Below are 19545 nucleotides of genomic sequence, written 5' to 3' on the forward strand. Positions count from 1 at the left end.
GGGCGGGTGCGTCGCGGGGGGGGGGTTGTTTGGTTGTTGGGGGGGGGGGGGGGGGGGGGGGGGGGGCGCGCCCCCCCCCCCCCCACCACACTGTGGGGACGGGGTTTGCGGAGCCGACGGGGCACAAGGACTCGTGCTGTCACGCGGGGCTGTGGTTCCGTGGCCGACTCATGCGTGGTCTGGCTGAGCGCTCGTTCCGCTCCGCGCCCAGGCGGGCGAAATAGGCGAGCAGGTCGGGGTTGTCGACCGCCGCGGGGTTCAGGACCTGCTCGGCGGGGACACCCTGGAGCAGGCGCTTGACGGGAACCTCGAGCTTCTTGCCGGTCTTGGTGTGCGGGAGAGCCGGTACGGCGATGATCTCGTCGGGGACGTGGCGGGGTGAGGCGCCGGCGCGGATGGTTTCGCGGATCTTCTCGCGCAGGGAATCGTCCAGGCGGACCCCGTCGGCGAGGACCACGAAGAGCGGCATCCAGTAGCCGCCGTCGGGTTCCTCCGCGCCGATGACAAGGGCCTCGGTGATCTCGGGGAGGCGTTCGACGACGTCATGGATGTCGGCACTGCCCAGGCGCACGCCGTTGCGGTTGAGGGTGGCGTCGGAGCGACCGTGGACGATCACCGAGCCGTGCGAGGTGCAAGTGATCCAGTCGCCGTGCCGCCACACGCCCGGGTAGGCGCCGAAGTAGGCGTCGTGATAGCGGCTGCCGTCGGCGTCGTTCCAGAAGTGCAGCGGCATGGACGGCATGGGGCGGGTGACGACCAGTTCGCCGACCTGGTCGAGGACAGGGGTGCCGTCGGCGCCGTACGCAGCCAGGGCCACACCCAGGTTGGGGGCGGACAGCTCCCCCGCCCAGACGGGGGTCGTGGAGGCGCTGCCGGCGAAGCCGGAGACAACGTCCGTGCCGCCGCTGGTGGAGGCCAGCTGGATGCCTGCGCCCACGTGGTCGCGGACCCAGGGGTAGGCGGAGGCGGGCAGGGCGGAGCCGGTGCAGCCGATGACGCGGACGGCCGACAGGTCGTGTGCGGAGGGTTCGATGCCCAGCTTGGCCATGGCCAGCAGGTATTGCGGGCTGGTGCCGAAGACGGTGACCTTGTGGCGGGCCGCCAGCTCCCACAGGAGGTCCGGACGCGTCTGCGGTGCCGGGCTGCCGTCGTAGGTGCAGGTGGTGGCACCGGTCAGCAAGGTGGAGACGACCAGGTTCCACATCATCCAGTGGGTGGTGGTGTACCACAGCAGGCGGTCCCCGGTACCCAGATCGGTGTGCAGGCCGAGGGCCTTGAGGTGTTCGAGCAGGACCCCGCCGTGCCCGTGGACGATGCCCTTGGGCAGTCCGGTGGTACCGGAGGAGAAGACAACCCACAGAGGGTGGTCGAACGGCACCGGGGCGATGGTGAGGTACGCGACGCGGGTGGCCGCGTCCTCCCAGGGCACCGTCAACCTGGTGTGCCTGTCCTCAGCCCGGCCAAGGCCCACGTGGTCCACGAGCACCGTGGCCTTCAGCGTCGGCAGGGCGGCGGCGAGTTCGAGCGAGGCGGCGCGGCGGTCGTGGGTGGTGCCGTTGAAGAGGTAACCGTCCGCGGTGATCAGAACCGTGGGTTCGAGCTGGGCAAAGCGATCGGCGGCGGCCTTGGGTGCGTAGTCCTGCCCGCACACCGACCACACCGCACCCAGGCTTGCGGTGGCGAGGAAGGCGATGACGGCGTGCGGGATGTTGGGCAGATAGCCCACCACCCGGTCGCCCTGTCCGACGCCCAGGTCGCGCAGGCTGGCAGCTACGGAGGCGACCCGGGCGCGCAGCTCCCGGCCCGTGATCTCATAGCCCGCTCCGGTCTCGTCCAGGGCGGTGATCGCGGGAGCGTCGGGCTGCAGGTGGCGCAGCGCGTGATGGGCGTAGTTGAGGGTGGCGCCGGGGAACCAGCGAGCGCCGGGCATGGTCCCCTCGGCCAGCACCTCCTCGTACGGAGTCGTCGCGTCGATGTCGTAGTAGTCCCACACCGCGGCCCAGAACCCTTCGAGGTCGGTGATGGACCACTGGTACAGGGTTCGGTAGTCCGTGGGGTCCTGGATCCCTTCTGCGCCCCGGTGCTGGGCCGCCCATCGGGCGAAGTCCGCAATGCGGCTGTGGGCGGCGGACTTCGGGTCGGGAGTGAAGAAGGGTTCCGGATACGGCGCGGGTTGCGGGGTGGTCATGGTGTGGTGCTCCTCGTCAGGCGGGCCGGGCGTCGGTGGTACGGCGGGCCGTGTGCAGCAGGGGGGCCCAGGCGACGGTGTCCGTGAAGTCGCCGGTGCCGGCCGGGACGGTGTCCATCACGACGCGGTCGGGGCGCAGCAGGACGGCGTCCGACCGGCCGCGTGCCAGCCAGGCGGCCAGGGTGCCGTCGTCGCTCAGGTCGTCGACGTGGATCGTCGGGGCGCCCAGTGCCGTGGCCACGGCCGTCATCTGCGATGTGGCCGGCACAGCCGTCAGGATGGCGAAGGAGTCCCCGAGGACCTCGTCGAGGCGCACTCGCCTGCCGTCGTGCCGCACCCAGGGCTGCGGGCAGAAGGTGCCGGCCAGCACGCGGCCGGTCAGCCTGGGGCGGCGTCGTACGAGTGGACCGGCGGTCAGGGCGGGGCTGAGGTCACGGCTCACCGCCGCGGTCACGCCGGGGATGCGACAGGCCGTGCCCACGACGGCCCGGCGGAGCGCCGCACTGCGGTCCTGTCCGCCGGTCATGGCCCAGCCGACGGCGACCGCGACGCGGATCACGTGGCGGGCGTGCGGCTTGCGCTCGCGTTCGTAGGTGTCCAGTAGCCCCTCGTGTGCGCCCTGTTGGAGCACGCGGGCGAGTTTCCAGGTGAGGTTCTGTGCGTCGCGCAAGCCCGCACACAGGCCCTGCCCGACGAAGGGCGGGGTGAGGTGGGCGGCGTCGCCCAGCAGGAAGACGCGCCCCTGACGCCACCGGTCGGCGAGGCGGGCCCGGAAGGTGTACTGGGCCTGCCGGATCACCTCGAAGTCGTCGGGCGGCGAGGCGGCGTCGGGCGGCAGGTCCACCCAGGGGGCGACCAGCTCGCGCAGGCGCTCCTGCCCGTCCGGGCCGTCCAGGTTTTGATCCTCGGGCAGCCGGAACTCCCAGCGGTAGCGGTCCTCGCCGAGGCGCATGAAGGTGGCCGGCCGGTTGGGGCAGCAGATCTGCTCGGCGCCTTCCCAGCTGCGCACCTGGCGGGTGGTGCGCACGTCGATGACTCTCCAGCTCTCCTGGAAGTGCAGGTCCTCCAGCACGGCGCCGATGGAGTCACGGGTGAGGCTGCCCGCGCCGTCGCAGCCGAGGACTGCATCGGCCCACACGTGCTCCTCCTCGTCGCTGCCGTCGCGGCGGAAGGTGACCCGGACCGGACCCGTCGGATCGTTCGGCCCGTCGGTGGCCTGGGTGACGGACACGACCTCCACCCCGACCTGCAGCTGGCACTCCGGGCGGCGCGCCAGGGCGTCGCGCAGCAGGCGTTCCAGCTCGGGCTGGTCGAACATGCTGGTCTCCGGGAAGCCGTGGTGTCCGTGCGAGGAGCGCGGGAACTCGGCGATCACGCGGTGCTCGGCATCGAGCAGCCGTAGTCCGCGCGCCGGGCGGGCGAGGGCGGCGAACTCCTCGTGGACGCCGACACTCTGCAGGGCTCGGCGGATTTCGTCATCCACGACGACGGCACGCGGCAGGTGGTAGATGCCATGGTGGCGTTCCAGGACGAGGCTGGGCACGCCGCGCTGGGCGAGCATGAGGGCAGCCATGACCCCGACGGGTCCCGCACCGATGATCACCACTGGTCTCGAGGATGCCCTCTTCATGATGCGTCCGTAACGGGGGTCTGCTGCTCGCCGAGGTCGATCCGCCCGTCCGCGGTGGCGATCGTGGCCGTGATGAGATCACCCTTGCGCAGGTAACGCGGGTTCTTGGCCTGGCCCTTGAAGAACGCCTTCCACTTCAGTGCGGGCGGCAGCAGCGCACCGATCTTCTCGGCCGGCTTGGGCGGGGCCTTCAGGGCCGTTCCGCCGGGAGTGCCGGTCAGCAGCAGGTCGCCCGGGACGAGGGTCTGGAAACGGGCGAGCAGGGTGAGCGCCTGTGCGGGCCGCACGATCATGTCGGCAAGCGTGCGGTCCTGGCGTGACACGCCGTTGACCGACAGCCGCAGCCTCAGGTCGAGCAGACGGTCGAAGTCCTCGGGCTCCAGCAGGGCCAGGTACGGCCCCGTCGGTGTGAAGGTTGGGTAGGACTTGCTCTCGTAGAACTGGGTCTTGGTCAGCTGGACGTCGCGGGCGCTGACGTCGTTGGTGAGGACCAGCCCAGCAACGTATGACGGCAGGTCCCGCTCCTCCACGACGGTGCCCACCGGCAAGGGGGCACCCATGACGAGGCCGAGTTCCACCTCGTAGTCGAGAAACTTCACGTGTGCGGGGCGGATGATCGTGTCATGGGGGCCGCTGACCGAGCCGGAGGCTTTGCGGAAGAAGGTGGGCGGGATGTCGCCGGTGAAGCCCGAATCCTTGGCGTGGCTTCGGTAGTTGACCATCTGGGCGACCACCCGGCATGGGGTGGTGATCGGAGGCAACGCCACCAGGTCGGCGACGGGCGTGCCGGTCTCGGCGGAGGCGGCGGCCTTGCGGACCGCGTCCCGGTCGGCGAGCAGTTCGGCGGTGGTGACGGCCTTGGTCTCGATGCGGACGGCGCGTTCGTCCCGGACGACCCACCAGCGTCCCCCACTCTCGGCTTCTCCCCCAGTGGTGCGCAGAACGTTGGTGCTCATGAGCTCATCGCTTTCATCAGGCCCAGCAGGCGTGCGGGGTCGAGTTCGTTGTCGCCACGCAGGGCCGTCATGACCTCGCGCAGCTTGGCGGGGGACGGGTTGGCGCCCAGGAAGTCGCGGGTGACCGGCGGGCCCCACTGGGCCAGGCCGCTCGCCGACATCGGCGCCCAGCCAGGCTCCAGATCGCAGGAGAACAGGTCACCGTCGGCGAAGTGCTCCAGCATGAAGTGGTCGGGGTCGCGCCAGTAGTCGAAGAGCTGACTGCCCTGGATGTGTCGGCCGATGCCCCAGCTGCGCTTGTAGCCGCGCTCGGCGAGATACTCCCCACCGGCGGCGATCGTGTCGAGGTCGGTGACCTGGTAGGCCGAGTGGACGTAGCCGGTTCCGGGCCCAAGGTGCAGGGCCAGCGTGTGGTGATCGACGGCTACGCTCCCCTGGTCGCACCGGATGAATGCCATCGTTGGGCCGCGCCCGCGCTGCCCGTCGAGGAACAGGAAGTCGGACACGATCATCCCGAGGGTGTCCAGGTACCAGTCCAGAGTGCGGGCGAACACCCGTGTCTCCAGCACCACATGGCCCAGCCGCTGGATACGGGACGGCTCACGGGGTGGACGCTGGGTGGCGTTCGTACGCCGGTGATCGGTACCGAAGTTGAGGATCAGCGGCTCCTGCTCGGGCAGGGCGGGCAGCTGCTCGGCGCAGTGCACGACCCGGACCGGCAGGCCCGAGGGATCGAGCAGGGCGACCGACTGACCACCGCCCGGTACGCCGATGCCCCGGACGGTACTGCCGGTGGCGCTGGCCAGCCGGTCCAGGTCGGCCCGCTCGGCCGCGCGGAACGCCGGCCCGATGAACCGGGACGCACGCCCCCGCCGGATGACCATGCAGGGTGAGCCCGCGAAGCTGCCTCGCAGCCACAGCTCCCCCTCGGTGCGGGCGGCGATCGCGAACCCGAAGTCACGCGCGAAGACCTCGGCCCGGTCCAGGTCCGGCTTCTCGAACTCAAGCCAGGCCAGATCCGCCACCTTGATCACGGGATTCCCGGAACGTCCGGGGTGATCTCCACGCAGGGCGCCCTGCTGGCTGTGGAGGTCTTGGTGGGGCGTCTGGGGAGCGGCCCTGTTGACGGGGGTGTGGGACATGGTGTCCTCCAAGCAACACTGCTGTAATGAGGAAATCATCAACTTTGCCGATACTCATCGTCAATAGAGTGGACCCAAATAATTGATAATCTCATCAGTAATGGCAGACTCATCGCGACGGTTGTTACACTCTCCGTATGCCGACGTCAGCCCTGCCCAGGAACCGCTTCGAACGGCGCCGCGCCGAGACCCGTCAGGCGCTCGTCCGTGCGGCCCGGCAGATCCTCGCGGAGACCGGGGACACCAGCGCCAGCATCCAGGCGATCGCCGAGCGTGCGGACGTCGGCTTCGGCTCCTTCTACAACCACTTCGAGTCCAAGACGGAGCTGTTCGACGCCGCGGTGGCGGACGCGCTGGAGGAGTTCGGTCAAGTCATCGACGAGCATGTGGAAGGGGTCGAGGACCCCGCCGAGCTCGTCGCGGCAGGGTTCCGGCTCACCGGCCGGATGGCCGACTCCCACCCCGAACTCATGCGGATCCTGCGCGATCGCGGTCTGGCCCACATCCACTCCGAGAGCGGCTTGTCCGCGCGAGCGCGCCGCGACGTGGAACGCGGCATCGCCTCGGGCCGCTTCACCAGCACCGATCCGACCACGGCCGTGTCCGCTTTGGGCGGAACCCTGCTGTCCCTGGTGGCGCTGAGGCTGGCCCGCCCCGACCTCGACGGCGACGAGGCCGCCTCCGACCTGGCCGAGATGGTCCTGCGCATGCTGGGCCTTCCCCCGGACGACGCGCACGAGGTCACCCGGCGCCCGCTGCCCGACCTCGCCGAACCGTCAACGCCCCTCTGACTCACGCAAAACGGCTCGAACCCGGAGCGCAGCTGTCTGGGGTGCTACGCCGGCCGCAATGAGGAACGCGGTCGCCGCAGCCTCACCCATGGGGTCCTCCCAGGTGGACGCCTCGTTCTGCTGGGCGAGGGCCAGCATCAGTGCTTCCAGCGCTGGGGCGAGAACAGGCGCAGGGACGTGCTCCGCGAACACGCCTGCACGCTGACCACGTCGTAGGGTCGCGATGGCCTCTTCGCGGACTGGTGCCAAAGTGGCGCGGATCGCCACCTCTCCCAGATGGCGGCGGCCCAAGGAGACGAGCATGCGGTACTGGTCGCCCGCCGCCCATGCCGCCAGGGCCATCCGCGCCATCGCCTCCAGCGGATCGACGCCCGGGATACGGGTTGCGGCGAACGCCTGTTGAAGCGCTCGGGCTGCTTCCTGCGTCAGGTCGGCGACCAGCGCCTGCCTGCTGGAAAAGTGTCCGTACAGGGTACGCCGCGCGACACCGGCCGCCAGAGCGACGCTGTCGAGACTCGCGTCGGGGTCGTCCCGCAGTTTCTGCCGAGCGATCGCGAGTATGCGTCGGCGGTTCGAACGAGCATCCCTGCGCTGCGGGGTGCGGCCCAGGGTATCGGTCGTCTGCATGGCTCCCTCTCCACGAGTTCTGGCTGCCGAGAGCCGTGGGCGCCGGCGCTCCCTCAAAACACCGGCGCCCTCACACCCCTGCCCAGGGTGGCTTGATGTCCTGTTGACAGGTGTCAGGGGACGAGGATGAGGCGAATCGGGTCGCCGATCTTGTTCTCCAGACGGTTGACCGCGTCGGCCGCGTCGACGAGCGGAATGTGGTCCGTGATGGAGGGGGCCAGGTCGAGGCGTCCGGCTGCGCTCAGCCGTACCAGCTCGGAGACGGACTCGGGGAAGCCGCCGTAGTGGCCGCGCACCTGCTTGCTCAGGTAGTTGAAGGTCAGGCCCTCGCTGATGGTGAGCGGGTGCGGCGTGATGCCCACGAGGATCAGGGAACCGCCCAGGCCGAGCACGGAGGCGGCCTGCTCGCGGACGGTGGGCACACCGGCGCAGTCGAAGGCGAAGTCCAGGCCTCGTCCGTCGGTGGCCGCGCGGACCTGGTCGGCGAAGTCGGGAGAGGCCGGGTCCAGGGCCAGGTCCGCGCCGAAGGCCAGGGCTCGCTCCCGGGCGCTGGGCAGCGGGTCGACGGCGATGATCGGGGCGGCGCCGACCAGGCGGGCGAGGCGCACGTTGTGTGCGCCCACTCCGCCCACGCCCCAGACGCCGACGGACTGTGCGGGACGGACACCCGCGGTGGCTACGACGGCTGCGTAGGGGGTGGACACCGCGTCGGGGATGATCGCGGCCTGGTCGAAGGGGAGGCTGTCGGGGATGGGGATGAGCGTGTCCTCGCGGGCGATCACGTACTCGGCCCAGCCTCCGTCGTAGTCGATGCCGGCGGTGAGCATCTGGGTGCAGGGTCGGCGACGCACGCAACCGGCGCACTGGCCGCAGGTCTTGCCGGCCTCCAGGGTGACGCGAGTGCCGGGGGCAAGACCGCGCTTGAGGTCGGGGCCGAGGGTGTGGATCACGCCGGAGACCTCGTGGCCGACAGTGACCGTGTCTGAGGTGGCGAACAGCGGAATGAGGGAGCCGTCGAGGAGGTGGACGTCGGAGAGACAGACGCCTGCGGCCTTGACCTCGATGAGTACCTCGCCCGGGCCGGGCACGGGGATGGGGACCTCTTCCACGGCGAACTTCCTGCTGTCCAGGTGGAAGCGTCCGGCGAGCATGGTGTCCATGGTGGTCTGCCTTCTTCGAGCGGCACCGCCCGGTGGTTCGGGCCTCTGGGTGCCATGTGCGATCTGCTGGGCTTGTGGTGGCCGGGAGGCGTGCGGAGTGTCAGGACGGGGCCGCACGTCTCCCGGCGTCGGGGGCACACGCCTTGCGGCGTGCGACGGTCAGGCGAAGACGTCCTGCTGGTAGCGCTCGTCGGCCTCGAGTTGGGCGAGCCACTGCTGGGCGCTCTCGTCGTCGCTGCCGGTCCCCCGGCGGTAGATGGCAGCGAGGGCCTCGCGGACGGCGGGTGCCATACGGCGGCCGTCACCACAGACGTAGATGGACGCGCCGTCCTCGATGGCCTGCCACACCATGTCGGCGGCGTTGGCTATGGCGTTCTGCACGAACCGGGCCGGGTGGCCGGTCACCGCGGAGAAGGCGGTGTGGATCTGTGCGATGCCGGCCTGCTCCCAGTCCTGCATCTCCTGCTTGTAGAAGTAGTCGTGCTCGGGGTGGCGGCAGCCGACGAAGACCTGCGACAGGCCGACCTGCGTGCCGTTTGCGTGCTGACGTGCCCGCTCCTCCAGGAAGCCGCGGAGCGGCGCGATGCCGGTGCCGGGGCCGATGAGGATCAGCGGCGTGGCGGGGTCTGCCGGCGGGGCGAACGTCGGGGAGGGCACACGGACGTAGCCGTAGATGACATCACCGGGCTCGAGGCCTGCCATGTAGGAGGAGCAGGTGCCGTGGTACTGGCCGTCGCCGGACAGGGCCGGCCCCTCCAGCAGACCGACGGTCAGGCGTACGTGCTGCGGGTTGCCCAGCGGGGCGGAGGAGATGGAGTAGAAGCGGGGTCGGATCGGGCCCATCATCTCGAGGAAGACCGCCAGCGGCAGCTCGACCGCGGGGAAGCGCTCCAGCAGGCCCAGCACCGAGATGCGCGTGCCGAGGATCTCCTTCTGGTAGCGCTCTTCGGCCTCCTCGGTGTCGGCCGTGTAGGCCTGCAGCTGCGGCCGGGTCCACGGGCACTGGGTGTACTCGGCGAGCGTCTGGATCTGGGAGCGGGTGGCCACATCTTGCAGCTCCAGGAACTCGCTGAGCAGCAGACCGGCGGTGACCGGGGTGCCCACCGGCAGGTGGGTGCGGCCACCGGCCGGCTGGTTCAGGCGCAGAACCTGGTCGCGGTCGACGCCGAGGCGGGCGAGGGCGCGGTCTACCAGCGCGGGCTCGTTCTTGGCGAAGACGGCCAGGTGGTTGCCGGTGTCGTAGGTGACACCCTCGGGGAGTTCGATGGTGATGGACTTCGCTGACGGGCGCGGCGGCTCGAGGCTGAAGTCCCACAGGCCGGTCGCGTCGGCCACGAGTTCCTCGTTGGCCACCACCGTGAGGGGGTAGGCCTGCTCGGAGACGATGGCGGGGCGCACGTCCGCCTCGGTGAGCAGCTGGACCTGGTAGCGCGGGCCGCTCGCCTGGGAGGTGTCGGCGGCGTACTCCTCGGCCAGAGTGGTCCACAGGGTGTTCATCCAGCGGGTGGCCATGCCATCGAAGTCACCGGCGGCGTCAGCGATGCCGCGTTTGATGACAGGGGTGGCGCCGGCTGCCAACAGGCCTTCCTCGATCCGCTGGGGGAAGGCCTGGTAAGTGGCCACCCACTGGGTGTTGCCGGCGCCCAGCAGGGCGAACCGCACATTGGACAGTGAGCCCGGGGGCAGCCCGGCGGCAAGCAGGTCGTCGAAGCGCTGGGCGTTGTCGGGGGCCCTGCCGTTGTAGCTGGCGGCGGCGACGACGAGCAGGCCCTCGGTGGGTAGGTTGTCACCCAGCTCGTCCAGGCTCATCAGCGTGGTGCCGAAGCCGGAGCGCTCGCCGCGGTCGGCGATGGTACGCGCCAGGTCCTCGCACGAACCCAGGCTCGAGCCGTAGGCGACGGTGAGGTTCACCCCGACGCCGCTGACCGAGGCCTGCGCCTGTGTGTCGTCGGTCTGCAGGTCCGCGGCGCCGAACACGGTCCGCTCGTGCTCCTGACGACGGCGGACGATCAGTTCGAAGTTGCCGGGCTTACGCGTCAGCGCCTCGCGCACGTCCATCTTGTAGTCGTTGGTGTCGGAGAGCTTGAACTTCTGCAGAACCAGCGCAAGCGCCAGGCGGGCCTCGGTGAGCGCGAACTGCCGACCGATGCAGGCACGCACGCCGTTGCCGAACGGCTTGTAAGCGTGCGGGTGCTGCTTGGCACGGTTCTCCGGCAGCCACCGGTCGATGTCGAACTCGTCCGGCCGCTCCCACGCCTTGGGATGGGTATGCAGCGGGCCCTCGAGGATGTTGACCCGCGTGCCCTTCTTCAGCTGGTAGCGGCCGCCGAGGACGGTGTCCTCCAGCGGAGCCTTGCCGAACGCCGGGATGGGAGCCCACAGGCGCAGCGTCTCGTCCAGGATCCGCGGGATGACGTCCAGCTGCATGATCGTGTCGTAGTCCGGGACGGTGTCGCCGGGCAGCAGGCGGTCCACCTCGGCGTAGGCCTGGGCGAGGACGTGCGGGTTGCGCATCAGCGAGTAGGTGGCGAACGAGAGCAGGCCGCTGGTGGTCTCGTGGCCGGCGATCAGGAACGTCAGCACCTGGTCGCGGACGTTGTCGTCGGCCAGAAGCTTGCCGGTGTCCGGGTCGGTAGCCTCCAGCATCAGACCCAGCAGGTCCTCCTCACCGGTGCTCTTCCCCCCGCGACGCTCCTTGATCACGCTCTCGACCAGGTCCTGCATCAGCCGGATGTTGTCGCGGTACTTCCTGTCGTCCGCCTTGCGGAACCTGGTCATCATCGGCAGTTCCTGCGAGCGCCGCAGCGACTCCACCAGTGCGCCCAGCAGCGCGTTGAGGAAGGGGTGCAGCTCCTCCTTGTCGAAGGACCGGAACCGGTAGCCGAACCCCGACAGGGCGATGGTGTCCAGGGTCAGGCGGGTGTAGTCATCGGTGATGTTGACCGGCTGACCCTCCCGGCGCTCCCACTTGCCCGCCAGATTCTGGGCGATCTCCAGCATCTGCCCGTAGTAGGCCTTCATGGCCCGCTGGCTGAACGCCGGCAACAGGACACGGTGCGCCATGCCCCATTCCTCTTCGTGCTGGTGGGCCGTAAAAAGGCCCGCGCCGGCGAAGTCCCGGACGTGGTGCAGCGGTGTCTTCTCGATCTGCTTGAAGAACCGGGTCTCGTCGCAGACCTCGGCCACCAGGTCCGGGTCGTAGACGAAGACCTGCTCGATACCGGCGATGTCCATGGCGTATATGCCCTCGGGGAACTGCTTGGACAGCTCACCGAAGTACGCCACCGGGTTGGTGTCGGGGATCTGCGGCGTGTGGCCGAGGAGGGGGATCCCCCGCGGTGACCGGATGGGACGCAGGTCGGTCACGGGTTGCGTGGCCATGGCTTGCTCCTTCGTGCGGAGAGTGTCGGACGGGGCAAGGGCACCGGGCATGGCGGTGAAGCCGTTGACGGGCAGCGAGACCGCCGTTTTCCATACGCTGTATGGAACTACTTCCAGTGATACCATACGCCGTATGGAAACTCCAAAGAAGGCTCCCCGGGGGACGAGGAAGAGGGACGTACCACTCACCAAGGACGGCATCTGCACCAAGGCACTGGAACTCATCGACGCCGACGGGGTCGATGCACTGACCATGCGTAGACTCGCGGCGGCGCTGGACGCGAACCCGATGTCGCTGTACCACCACGTGCCGAACAAGGACGCCGTGCTGCGCGGCGTGACCGAACGCGTCGGCTCGCAGTTCCGCACGCCGGAGCGGGAGGATGCCCCCTGGCAGGACCGGCTACGTCAACTGGCACTGGACTTCCGCACTCTGGCGCACCGTCACCCCAAGCTGATGGGGTATTCCTTCGGGCGCGCCGACTTCATCCAGCCGGACGACCCGTTCTGGCGTGGACTCACCGACGCACTCGCCGCCGCCGAACTGCCCGCCCCGGAAATCTCGCGCGTCGCCGCCACCCTGCGTGCCGTGTTCACGGGTCTGCTGGCCAGCGAACTGACAGGAGCGCTGCAACGGTGGAGCACCTTCCCGCCAGCAGCGGCCAGCCCCAGCGGGGGTGAGGCACCCACACCCTCGAACGACGTGATCGACACAATGTTCAGCGGTGCGCTGGACGCCGTGATCGCGGGCGTGGAAGCCCACCCAGCGCGAACCCACGCAGAGGGATGACAGAGGAGAGGCAGCCGCGTGGCTCGGAGGGCATGGGCTCCTGCAGAACGAGTTCACCGGCACTACTTGTCGCTGGTGTCTCTCCGCATTGAAGGTGATCTCTGAGCGCACGCTACCTGTCAGCGGGATTCTGGGCGAGGCGGGCTCGAGCCGCTCCCCGCACGTCCACTGGCGTCGCACTCCTCCATGGGATGGGACAGGATGAGACATCTTCCCGCAGGTGGACAAGGGAATGCCGCGGAATCGAATGATCCGGACATCGACCGCTGCCCCACGTCGGGAAGGCTCGTCGCGAACTGCACCGAAGCCATGACGGGGTACACGACCGTCGGCCCCGTAGTTTCGGCTGGATCTGCCGGCGGGTGTGTCCGGACTGGCTGGCCACCCCGAGCCCTCGGAGCGACATGGAGCTTGGGGAGGCAACCCGATGGCCCACACAGAGAAAGTGCCCTCCGCCTGGAGTTCCGGGCCAGGAAGGCACTTTCACGCTTCTGTGTCGGCAACGGCCGCGCCCGAACGAGACAGTGAGGCTATGGGCGCTGCTTCATCCGGTCGACGATCGCCCAGTCCACCACGTGTGACAGCTGGATGTACGTCTTGTCGCCGGACGCCGAAGTGCGTTCGTCGCGGAAGCCCAGGAATTCATAGGATTCCGGGTCGAAGATGAGGTACTTGCCCTCCGCGAACGGACTCTTGGGACAGGAAATCCCCACCCCGGTGCGCCCGGCGGAGTCCTTCACTCCCGAAATCGCCTCGACACCGGGCACCAGGGCCAGCGCCTTGTACGCGGCGGGACGCAGCCCCTGGGGCAGGACCGGCCACTTCAGGAGCTCACCGAGCATGAAGTAGGCGTTGAACCAGTCCTGTGCGGTGAAGTCGCTGGTCGACCTGCTGGACGGTCCGCTGTCGACGATGTCCGGGATGAGTTTCTTCGGGTCGGTGGGCAGCTTCTTCAGTTTGCTCCACTCCCGAGGCGGCCACACGCTCTCGCCCTTCTTCAAGGGCTCCTCCCAGATCACCCGGCCGAGTTCCATGGTCAAGGAGCGCTTGGAGCCGTCCACCGAGTCCCAGTTCACGTCCTCGTAGGTCTTGACCGCGCCGGTCCTGCGTTCCGTCTCCTTGATGATCCGCTTCGAGTAGATGAACTGGTCGTCGCGCGGCGCCACCGGCTTCTCGTGCCTGCCCGTCTGCGCTGCCGCCCCGTTCAGCACGGTCACGGCGCTGACGTTTTCCATCCTCGGCGTCGCCCTGCCCGGTACGCGGTCGGAGTGGTCGCCCCCGTCGGCACCGCCCTCGGTGATCAGTACCGCCGTTCCCGTAACCGCCACGGCGACCACCGCAGCTGTCGCGAGGCGGAGCGCGTGGCGCCGGCTGGGGGCCACGGCGGGGGGCTGTTGCGCGCGCGCGATCGTGTTGAGCAGTCGGTGGCGGGCCTTCGCCCGGGCCGGGTCGGTGAGCGGGGCAGCGTCCGTGTCCCAGTCCCGCAGGAGTTCGAGTTCGTCAGTCATGGCCGGGTACCTCTCGCAGTGTCGTCGGATCGGATCCGCCCAACGCTTCGCGTAGCTTGCCGCGAGCCCGGTGCAGCCGTGACCTGACCGTGCCGATGGGGACACCGAGGGCCTGGGCCACCTCCTCGTAGCCGAGACCGCCCCACGCCACCAGCAGCAACACGTTCCGGTGCCGTGCGGGCAGTGCGGCCAGTGCCGCTGCCAGTTCACGGCGTACGGCCTGTGCCCCCACCCTGGCCGCGGCACGGTCGGCCAGCGGCTCCTCGTGATCGGCCGGAGCCGGGATGCGGGCCATGGCTTTGAAGCGCCGGCCCTCGGCCCGCCGGTGCCGGCCGACCAGGTTGGTCGCTATGCCGAGCAACCAGGGCCGGGCGCCGTCGCCCGTGGCCCGCGAGGGGTCGTACCGGTGCCGCTGCTGGAAAGCGGTGGTGAAGGTCTCCGCCATGAGGTCGTCGGCCGGCTCGCCACCGAGCCTACGGGCCAGATAGCGATGCACCTCATCCGCGTATCGGTCGAAAAGCGCGGCGAATGCTTCGGGCTCATCCCGGGACCGCGCAATCACCGAGGCATCGCTCTCCGCCCCCGTGCGGACGCCTGGCTCGACGGTCATCGGGGCTCCTCTCGTTCAAGGCAACGTGCTTCGAAGGCTTGGGCTTTCATCTCTCCTTCGCCGCTCGCCCCCGGCGAGTTCCCTCGGGCCCCTCGTGAATCGAAAGCAGGCCTCCGGCACTGCCGCGCGGTCAGAGGCCTGCTCCTTGTGTGCGCTTCGCCGATCTGCTGCGTGCCCGGCACTACGCGCCGGAGGCGGCCGCGACGAGGCCACCTGCCCAACTCCTTCCCGGTCCCGAACTGCCCTGCTCGGCACAGGAGGAGAGTCGCTGCCCCGGCCGGAATGAGAAGAGGCCGTTTCATGAGTGCGGAGGTCCGCACCCCGATTGTTCGGAGTGCGGACCTCGACGGGCGCTGCGGGGCAGGTGACCGCTAGCTCCCGGACGGGGTGGCGGAGGTGCGGGACCCGGAGTGGCCCGGCTTCGACGGGGCCCATGTGGGCTTGGCCGTTGCCTCGGCCGGGTCGGGCTCGGCGAGGGTGAGTCCCCAGGCGTCGTCGTCCTCTCCTATGCGGGCCTCGATCTCCTTGATCTGGCCGCTCTTGGCGAAGTAGAGGACCACGACCTGCCGTACGGAACCCTCGTCGTAGAAGTCCGCTGTCACGTCTCCCTTGGCGGCGGTGCCGAAGGCTTTGACCCAGTTGCGGGCCGTGGCGTCGGCGTGCGTGTCGTCGACGGCGAGCGCGGCCAGTCCGTCGACGTCGCCGTCGGCGAGCCGCCACACGGCCTTCTGCACCGTCTCGAGACTTCCCGTGGAGGGGTAGCCGACGACCCGCAGCGGTCGGTGATTGCTGTAGTCCGTCTGATACGTCAGGGCCTCGTCGTGCGACGTGCAGCCCGTCAGGAGCCCGCCCGCGACAGCGGCGGCCAGTGCGAAGCGGGTGAGCGTTGCCTTCCGTGCCATGGTCAGGACCTCGCCTCCGGGCGGAGGATGATGACCCGCTCGATGTAGTTGGGCTTGCCGCGGTACCGCAGGCTGGCAGCCGCGAGGCTGGTCCTGTTCGAGCTGCCGTGCTGGATCAGCTGGAGCCCGTGCCGCCTGCGCTCGACGATGGCCACGTGGTTGTAGCCCCGTTCCTTCTTCCACTTGAAGTGCACCAGATCTCCCGGCTTGGCGGAGAGGACTGTCACGTACTTCGCCCCGCGGTAGCGGATCATGTGCCGGCGGAAGTTCTCGGCGGCGGCCCACCGTTGCGAGGTAGTGGCGGGTGTTCGGCAGCCGACCTTGCCACCCCGCACCGCCCGGACCCGCCCGGCCGACGTCCTTCCGGGGCGGAACCCCTGATCTCGGGTGTCCGTCACAGCGGATCAAGCCCAGGTCGAGCCTCGCCCGTGTGAGGAGACACGCCCTGACCGTGCTCTCGGAGCGTGGAGAAGAGGGTCTTGCGCGTCTCCTCCGCACGGGGAGAGCCCAGCGCGGTGTACAGGGACAGCGCCTGGTGAAGGTGGTCGATGGCCTGCGTCCGCTCTCCGGTGTCCCGTCGGATGAGGGCCGTACCGATGTGGGCGCGGGCCTGTTCTTCCTGTTCTCCGATTCCACGGGCCACTTCCAGCGCTGCCGCGTGGGCTTCGAGGGCTTCGGTGTGCTGTCCGGTGCCGTACAGGGCCTCGCCCAGGCCGTTGAGCGCGCCCGCCTCTCCGTAGGGTTCTTTCGTCCGGCGGAAGTGGGCCAGGGCCTGGTGCTGGTGCTCGGCGGCTTCCTTGTACCGGCCCTGATGGCAGCGCGCGTCCCCCAGGTTGGACAGCGCGTGGGCTTCTCCACCGGTGTGTCCGAGCCGTCGGAAGAGGGCGAGGGCCCGCTCGAAGCGCTCGGCTGCGGCCGAGTGGTCGCCCAGTCGCGCCAGGACGATCCCCATGTTCCCGAGGGTGCTGGCCTCTCCGAACGCGTGGTCCGTCCGCCGGTACAGCGCCAGCGCCTGCCGGTATCGCTCGACCGAGGCTTGGTAGTCCTCGAGTAGCTCCTGGACGATGCCGAGGTTGTTCAGTACGTCGGCTTCGCCGTGGGCGTCGCCGGCCGTGCGGAACAGGCCGACCGCTCTCTCGTGGTGCTCAACGGCCTCGCGGTACCGGCCCTGCAGCTCGTGCAGTACGCCCACGTTGGTGAGGTGCCGCGCCTCTCCCGCCGGATACCCGGCGCTGCGGCACAGTGCCAGCGCATCCATGTGGTGCTGGTGGGCGCTCTCGTAGTCTCCGAGCCGGCGGTGGACCGCGCCGGCACAGGCAAGGACGTCGACCTCACCGCGGGTGTCTCCCACCTCGCGGGCCGCCCGCAGGGCGTGCGTGTGAAGGGTCAGCGCGTCGGCGAAGTGCCCCGAACGCTCGTAGTGGCGGTGGAGTGTGGTGGCGATCCGTACGGTGTGCCGGGACGGCCCGGGCTCCTCGGTCCGTGAGCACAGTGCCACCAGTGTGGGCTGCGCGGTGCGCAGCCACGCGCGGCATTCGTCGGCCGTACGCAGGGGCGGCAGACCGGTGTCGGGTATCTCGACGGCGGGACGCAGATGCCGTTCGGCGGGATACAGCACATTCATGGCCGCTGCCGACGCCGCCAGGCAGTGGTCCAGCAGGCGGTTCAGTGCGGCGTCACGCTCCGCCGGCCCGTCGTGCCGACTCGCGAGTTCCGCGGCGTAGGCGCGGAGCAGGTCGTGCATGCCATGGCGGTCGGGTCCGATCCGGTGCACCAGGTGCGCGCGGGACAGGGCGTCCAGGGACCGTCGCGTGCGTTCCACGGTGTCGCCGGCCAGAGCGGCGGCCGCGTGGACGTCCGTATCGGGTCCCGGGTGCAGGCCAAGGAGCCTGAACAGGCGTTCCTCGTGCTCGGGAAGGCGGTCGTAGGACCAGGAGAAGACGGACCGAACGGCGGCCCGGGGATCTCCGTCGCCGGAGTCGAGCAGGTCCAAGCGCCGCCGGTGATCGCGCAGTTCCTCCGTCAGGTGGGCCAGGGGGTCCTGGGGACGTGACAGGGCCAGTTCGGCTGCCACCCGCAGGGCCAGGGGCAGGCGCCCGCATTGTTCGGCCAGGGCGGTGGCAGAGGCGTGGTCGGTGTCGACGCGTGCCCCGATCAGGTCACGCAGCAGGGTGTGCGCCTCGTGCGGGGAGAGGACGTCGAGGAGCACTCGGTGCGCGCCGTGCAGCGACACCAGGGAGGACAGCGAGTCCCGGCTGGTGACCACGACCTTGCATGTCGGGCTTCCGGACAGCAACGGGCGTACGTGCGCGGCGGAGGCGGCGTTGTCGAGGAGAATGAGCAGCCGACGTCCGTCGACCGCTGTGCGGTAGCGCGCCGCCCGGTCGTTGAGCCGCGGCGGTATCTCCTGGGCGGGTATTCCCAGGGCGGTGAGGAACCCGGCGAGGGCCTGCGCGGCGGAGACCGGTTCGTCCGGATCGTAGCCGCGGAGATCGACGTAGAGCTGTCCGTCGGGGAATTCCTCCCGCATGTGGTGTGCCCAGCGCACGGCCAGCGCGGTCTTGCCGACGCCCGCGATGCCGGAGACGGCGGAGACGACCGCTGCCGCCGCGCATTGCTCCTCGTCCATGCCGTCTGCGGAGATCAGGCACCTTGTGAGCTCGGCCAGTTGCTCCTCTCTCCCGTTGAAGTGGCTTATGTTCATCGGGAGTTGGGCGGGGATCGGGGCGGGGACCGGGATGCGCGTACGGACAGCGGCCGGGTCGGATCCCACGCCCGGCGGCTCCTGCCGTCCGGTGCAGCTCAACATCTCCTCGTAGGCCGCCTGCAGTTCACGGCCCGGGGCCACGCCGAGTTCCAAGGAGAGCTGCCGGCGAATCCCGGTGTAGGTGTCCACCGCTTCGGCGGTTCTTCCGGCGGTGGCCAGGCTCTGGATCAGCGCCACGGCGAGCGGCTCGCACAGCGGGTGCTCCGCCAGTAAGGGCTGCAGGACAGCGGGTACTTCCTTGTGCCTTTCCTGTCGCGGCAGGGCGTGGGCCCAGGCGAGCGCCGCCTGCAGGCGTTCCTGTGTCCAGGCGGTCCGCGTGCGCTCCGCCCACTCCCCTGCCAGCCCTGCCAACGGCGCACCGCGCCACAGGCGCAGCGCCTCCTCCAGGATGTGTGCGCGGCGGGCGTCGGACAGGTGCGGCTCGCGGCCCTGCAGGACGAGCGAGCGGAAACGGAGCAGGTCGACGGTGTGCTCGTCCGCCTCCAGAATGTATCCACCAGAGGATCGCCGGATGCGAAGCGGTGTCCGGGGCGCCTGTGCCTCGCCCTTGCCCGTCGCGAGTGACGCACCGTCAAAGAGCCGCCGCAGACGGCTGATGTGCGAATAGAGGACCGACCGCGCGCCGTCGGGCGCGGCGGTGCCCCAGACCCGTTCCACCAACGTGCTTATGGGGACCGGCCGGCCGGTGTCGGCCGCCAGCGCTGAGAGGACCGCTCGACGACGTGGCTGCCCGACGTCGACCACGTGCCCCGCGACGTGCAGTTCCACAGGTCCGAGTAGGCGCAGGTTCATCGTGCCTCAGGTGGGGTGGGCGATGGAATGGCCGTCCTGCGACGGGGACTTGGTCCACCCCGAGCGGGAGCCGGGATTCCGAACGGCCCTCCGTCATTGGTTCCGGGGCGGTCCCAGGACAGCCGTCACAAGGTTTTCGCAAGGTTCGCCGTTCATCCTCAACCTACATGCCTTCGGGCGGATCACAGCAAGCGCCGCGGCCGCGGGGAACGCCAACACCGGCTCACGCAGGGCTCCCAGGGACAACCTGGCACCCGCCCTGCCAAAGGTCGGGCGAGGCGCGGCCGAGCCGGCGCAACAA

14 protein-coding genes are annotated in these 19545 nt (G+C 69.7%); 2 read left to right on the forward strand and 12 right to left on the reverse strand.

What is annotated here, in order from left to right; genetic code table 11:
• Window positions 1–139: 139 nt before the first annotated feature.
• Genes ACFYR3_RS32080 through ACFYR3_RS32095 form a run of 4 tightly spaced genes read right to left on the reverse strand, consistent with a single transcriptional unit; the run spans window position 140 to window position 5916 of the window.
• Complete coding sequence (locus ACFYR3_RS32080; RefSeq protein ID WP_389285439.1) at window positions 140–2188, reverse strand: acetoacetate--CoA ligase; 2049 nt, start codon at window positions 2186–2188, stop codon at window positions 140–142.
• A gap of 16 nt (window positions 2189–2204) precedes the next feature.
• Window positions 2205–3818 (reverse strand): bifunctional 3-(3-hydroxy-phenyl)propionate/3-hydroxycinnamic acid hydroxylase, encoded by a 1614-nt coding sequence (locus ACFYR3_RS32085; protein WP_389285441.1) that lies wholly within the window; start codon window positions 3816–3818, stop codon window positions 2205–2207.
• Window positions 3815–4774 (reverse strand): fumarylacetoacetate hydrolase family protein, encoded by a 960-nt coding sequence (locus tag ACFYR3_RS32090; RefSeq protein WP_355853006.1) that lies wholly within the window; start codon window positions 4772–4774, stop codon window positions 3815–3817. The genes ACFYR3_RS32085 and ACFYR3_RS32090 overlap by 4 nt, the downstream gene beginning before the upstream one ends.
• The gene (locus tag ACFYR3_RS32095) at window positions 4771–5916 is read right to left on the reverse strand and encodes a VOC family protein (RefSeq protein WP_355853009.1); all 1146 of its coding nucleotides are present in this window, start codon (window positions 5914–5916) and stop codon (window positions 4771–4773) included. The genes ACFYR3_RS32090 and ACFYR3_RS32095 overlap by 4 nt, the downstream gene beginning before the upstream one ends.
• 137 nt (window positions 5917–6053) lie before the next feature.
• On the opposite strand from ACFYR3_RS32095, the gene ACFYR3_RS32100 reads away from it, so the two are divergent.
• Window positions 6054–6707 carry a TetR/AcrR family transcriptional regulator gene (locus ACFYR3_RS32100; RefSeq protein ID WP_355853012.1) on the forward strand — a complete coding sequence of 218 codons (654 nt, stop codon included), beginning with the start codon at window positions 6054–6056 and terminating at the stop codon, window positions 6705–6707.
• On the opposite strand, the gene ACFYR3_RS32105 is transcribed toward ACFYR3_RS32100, so the two are convergent.
• From ACFYR3_RS32105 to ACFYR3_RS32115, 3 genes are all read right to left on the reverse strand, one after another.
• A complete protein-coding gene (locus tag ACFYR3_RS32105; RefSeq protein WP_355853015.1) occupies window positions 6693–7334 on the reverse strand; it encodes a TetR family transcriptional regulator in 642 nt (213 codons plus the stop codon). The genes ACFYR3_RS32100 and ACFYR3_RS32105 overlap by 15 nt on opposite strands.
• A gap of 113 nt (window positions 7335–7447) precedes the next feature.
• Window positions 7448–8494, reverse strand: a complete 1047-nt coding sequence (locus ACFYR3_RS32110; RefSeq protein WP_355853018.1) for a zinc-binding dehydrogenase — start codon at window positions 8492–8494, stop codon at window positions 7448–7450.
• Between the two features lie 159 nt (window positions 8495–8653).
• A complete protein-coding gene (locus tag ACFYR3_RS32115) occupies window positions 8654–11875 on the reverse strand; it encodes a cytochrome P450 (protein WP_389285445.1) in 3222 nt (1073 codons plus the stop codon).
• Between the two features lie 133 nt (window positions 11876–12008).
• On the opposite strand from ACFYR3_RS32115, the gene ACFYR3_RS32120 reads away from it, so the two are divergent.
• Entirely contained in the window at window positions 12009–12665 is a 657-nt protein-coding gene (locus tag ACFYR3_RS32120) for a TetR family transcriptional regulator (RefSeq protein ID WP_355853024.1), read from the forward strand.
• A 530-nt stretch (window positions 12666–13195) separates the two neighbouring features.
• Here the strand turns inward: ACFYR3_RS32120 and ACFYR3_RS32125 are convergent.
• From ACFYR3_RS32125 to ACFYR3_RS32145, 5 genes are all read right to left on the reverse strand, one after another.
• Window positions 13196–14173 carry a CU044_5270 family protein gene (locus ACFYR3_RS32125; RefSeq protein ID WP_355853027.1) on the reverse strand — a complete coding sequence of 326 codons (978 nt, stop codon included), beginning with the start codon at window positions 14171–14173 and terminating at the stop codon, window positions 13196–13198.
• Window positions 14166–14783, reverse strand: coding sequence for an RNA polymerase sigma factor (locus ACFYR3_RS32130; RefSeq protein ID WP_355853029.1), 618 nt, complete (start codon window positions 14781–14783; stop codon window positions 14166–14168). Before ACFYR3_RS32130 ends, ACFYR3_RS32125 begins: the two co-directional genes overlap by 8 nt.
• Before the next feature lie 371 nt (window positions 14784–15154).
• On the reverse strand, window positions 15155–15685 hold the full coding sequence (locus ACFYR3_RS32135; protein ID WP_389285448.1) for a hypothetical protein: 531 nt from the start codon (window positions 15683–15685) through the stop codon (window positions 15155–15157).
• Between the two features lie 2 nt (window positions 15686–15687).
• Window positions 15688–15939, reverse strand: a complete 252-nt coding sequence (locus tag ACFYR3_RS32140; RefSeq protein WP_355853035.1) for a hypothetical protein — start codon at window positions 15937–15939, stop codon at window positions 15688–15690.
• A 140-nt stretch (window positions 15940–16079) separates the two neighbouring features.
• Window positions 16080–19220, reverse strand: a complete 3141-nt coding sequence (locus tag ACFYR3_RS32145) for a tetratricopeptide repeat protein (RefSeq protein WP_389285450.1) — start codon at window positions 19218–19220, stop codon at window positions 16080–16082.
• Window positions 19221–19545: the final 325 nt, after the last annotated feature.

It is taken from the genome of Streptomyces sp. NPDC005784 (genome assembly GCF_042871525.1).
Classification (GTDB): Bacteria; Actinomycetota; Actinomycetes; order Streptomycetales; family Streptomycetaceae; genus Streptomyces.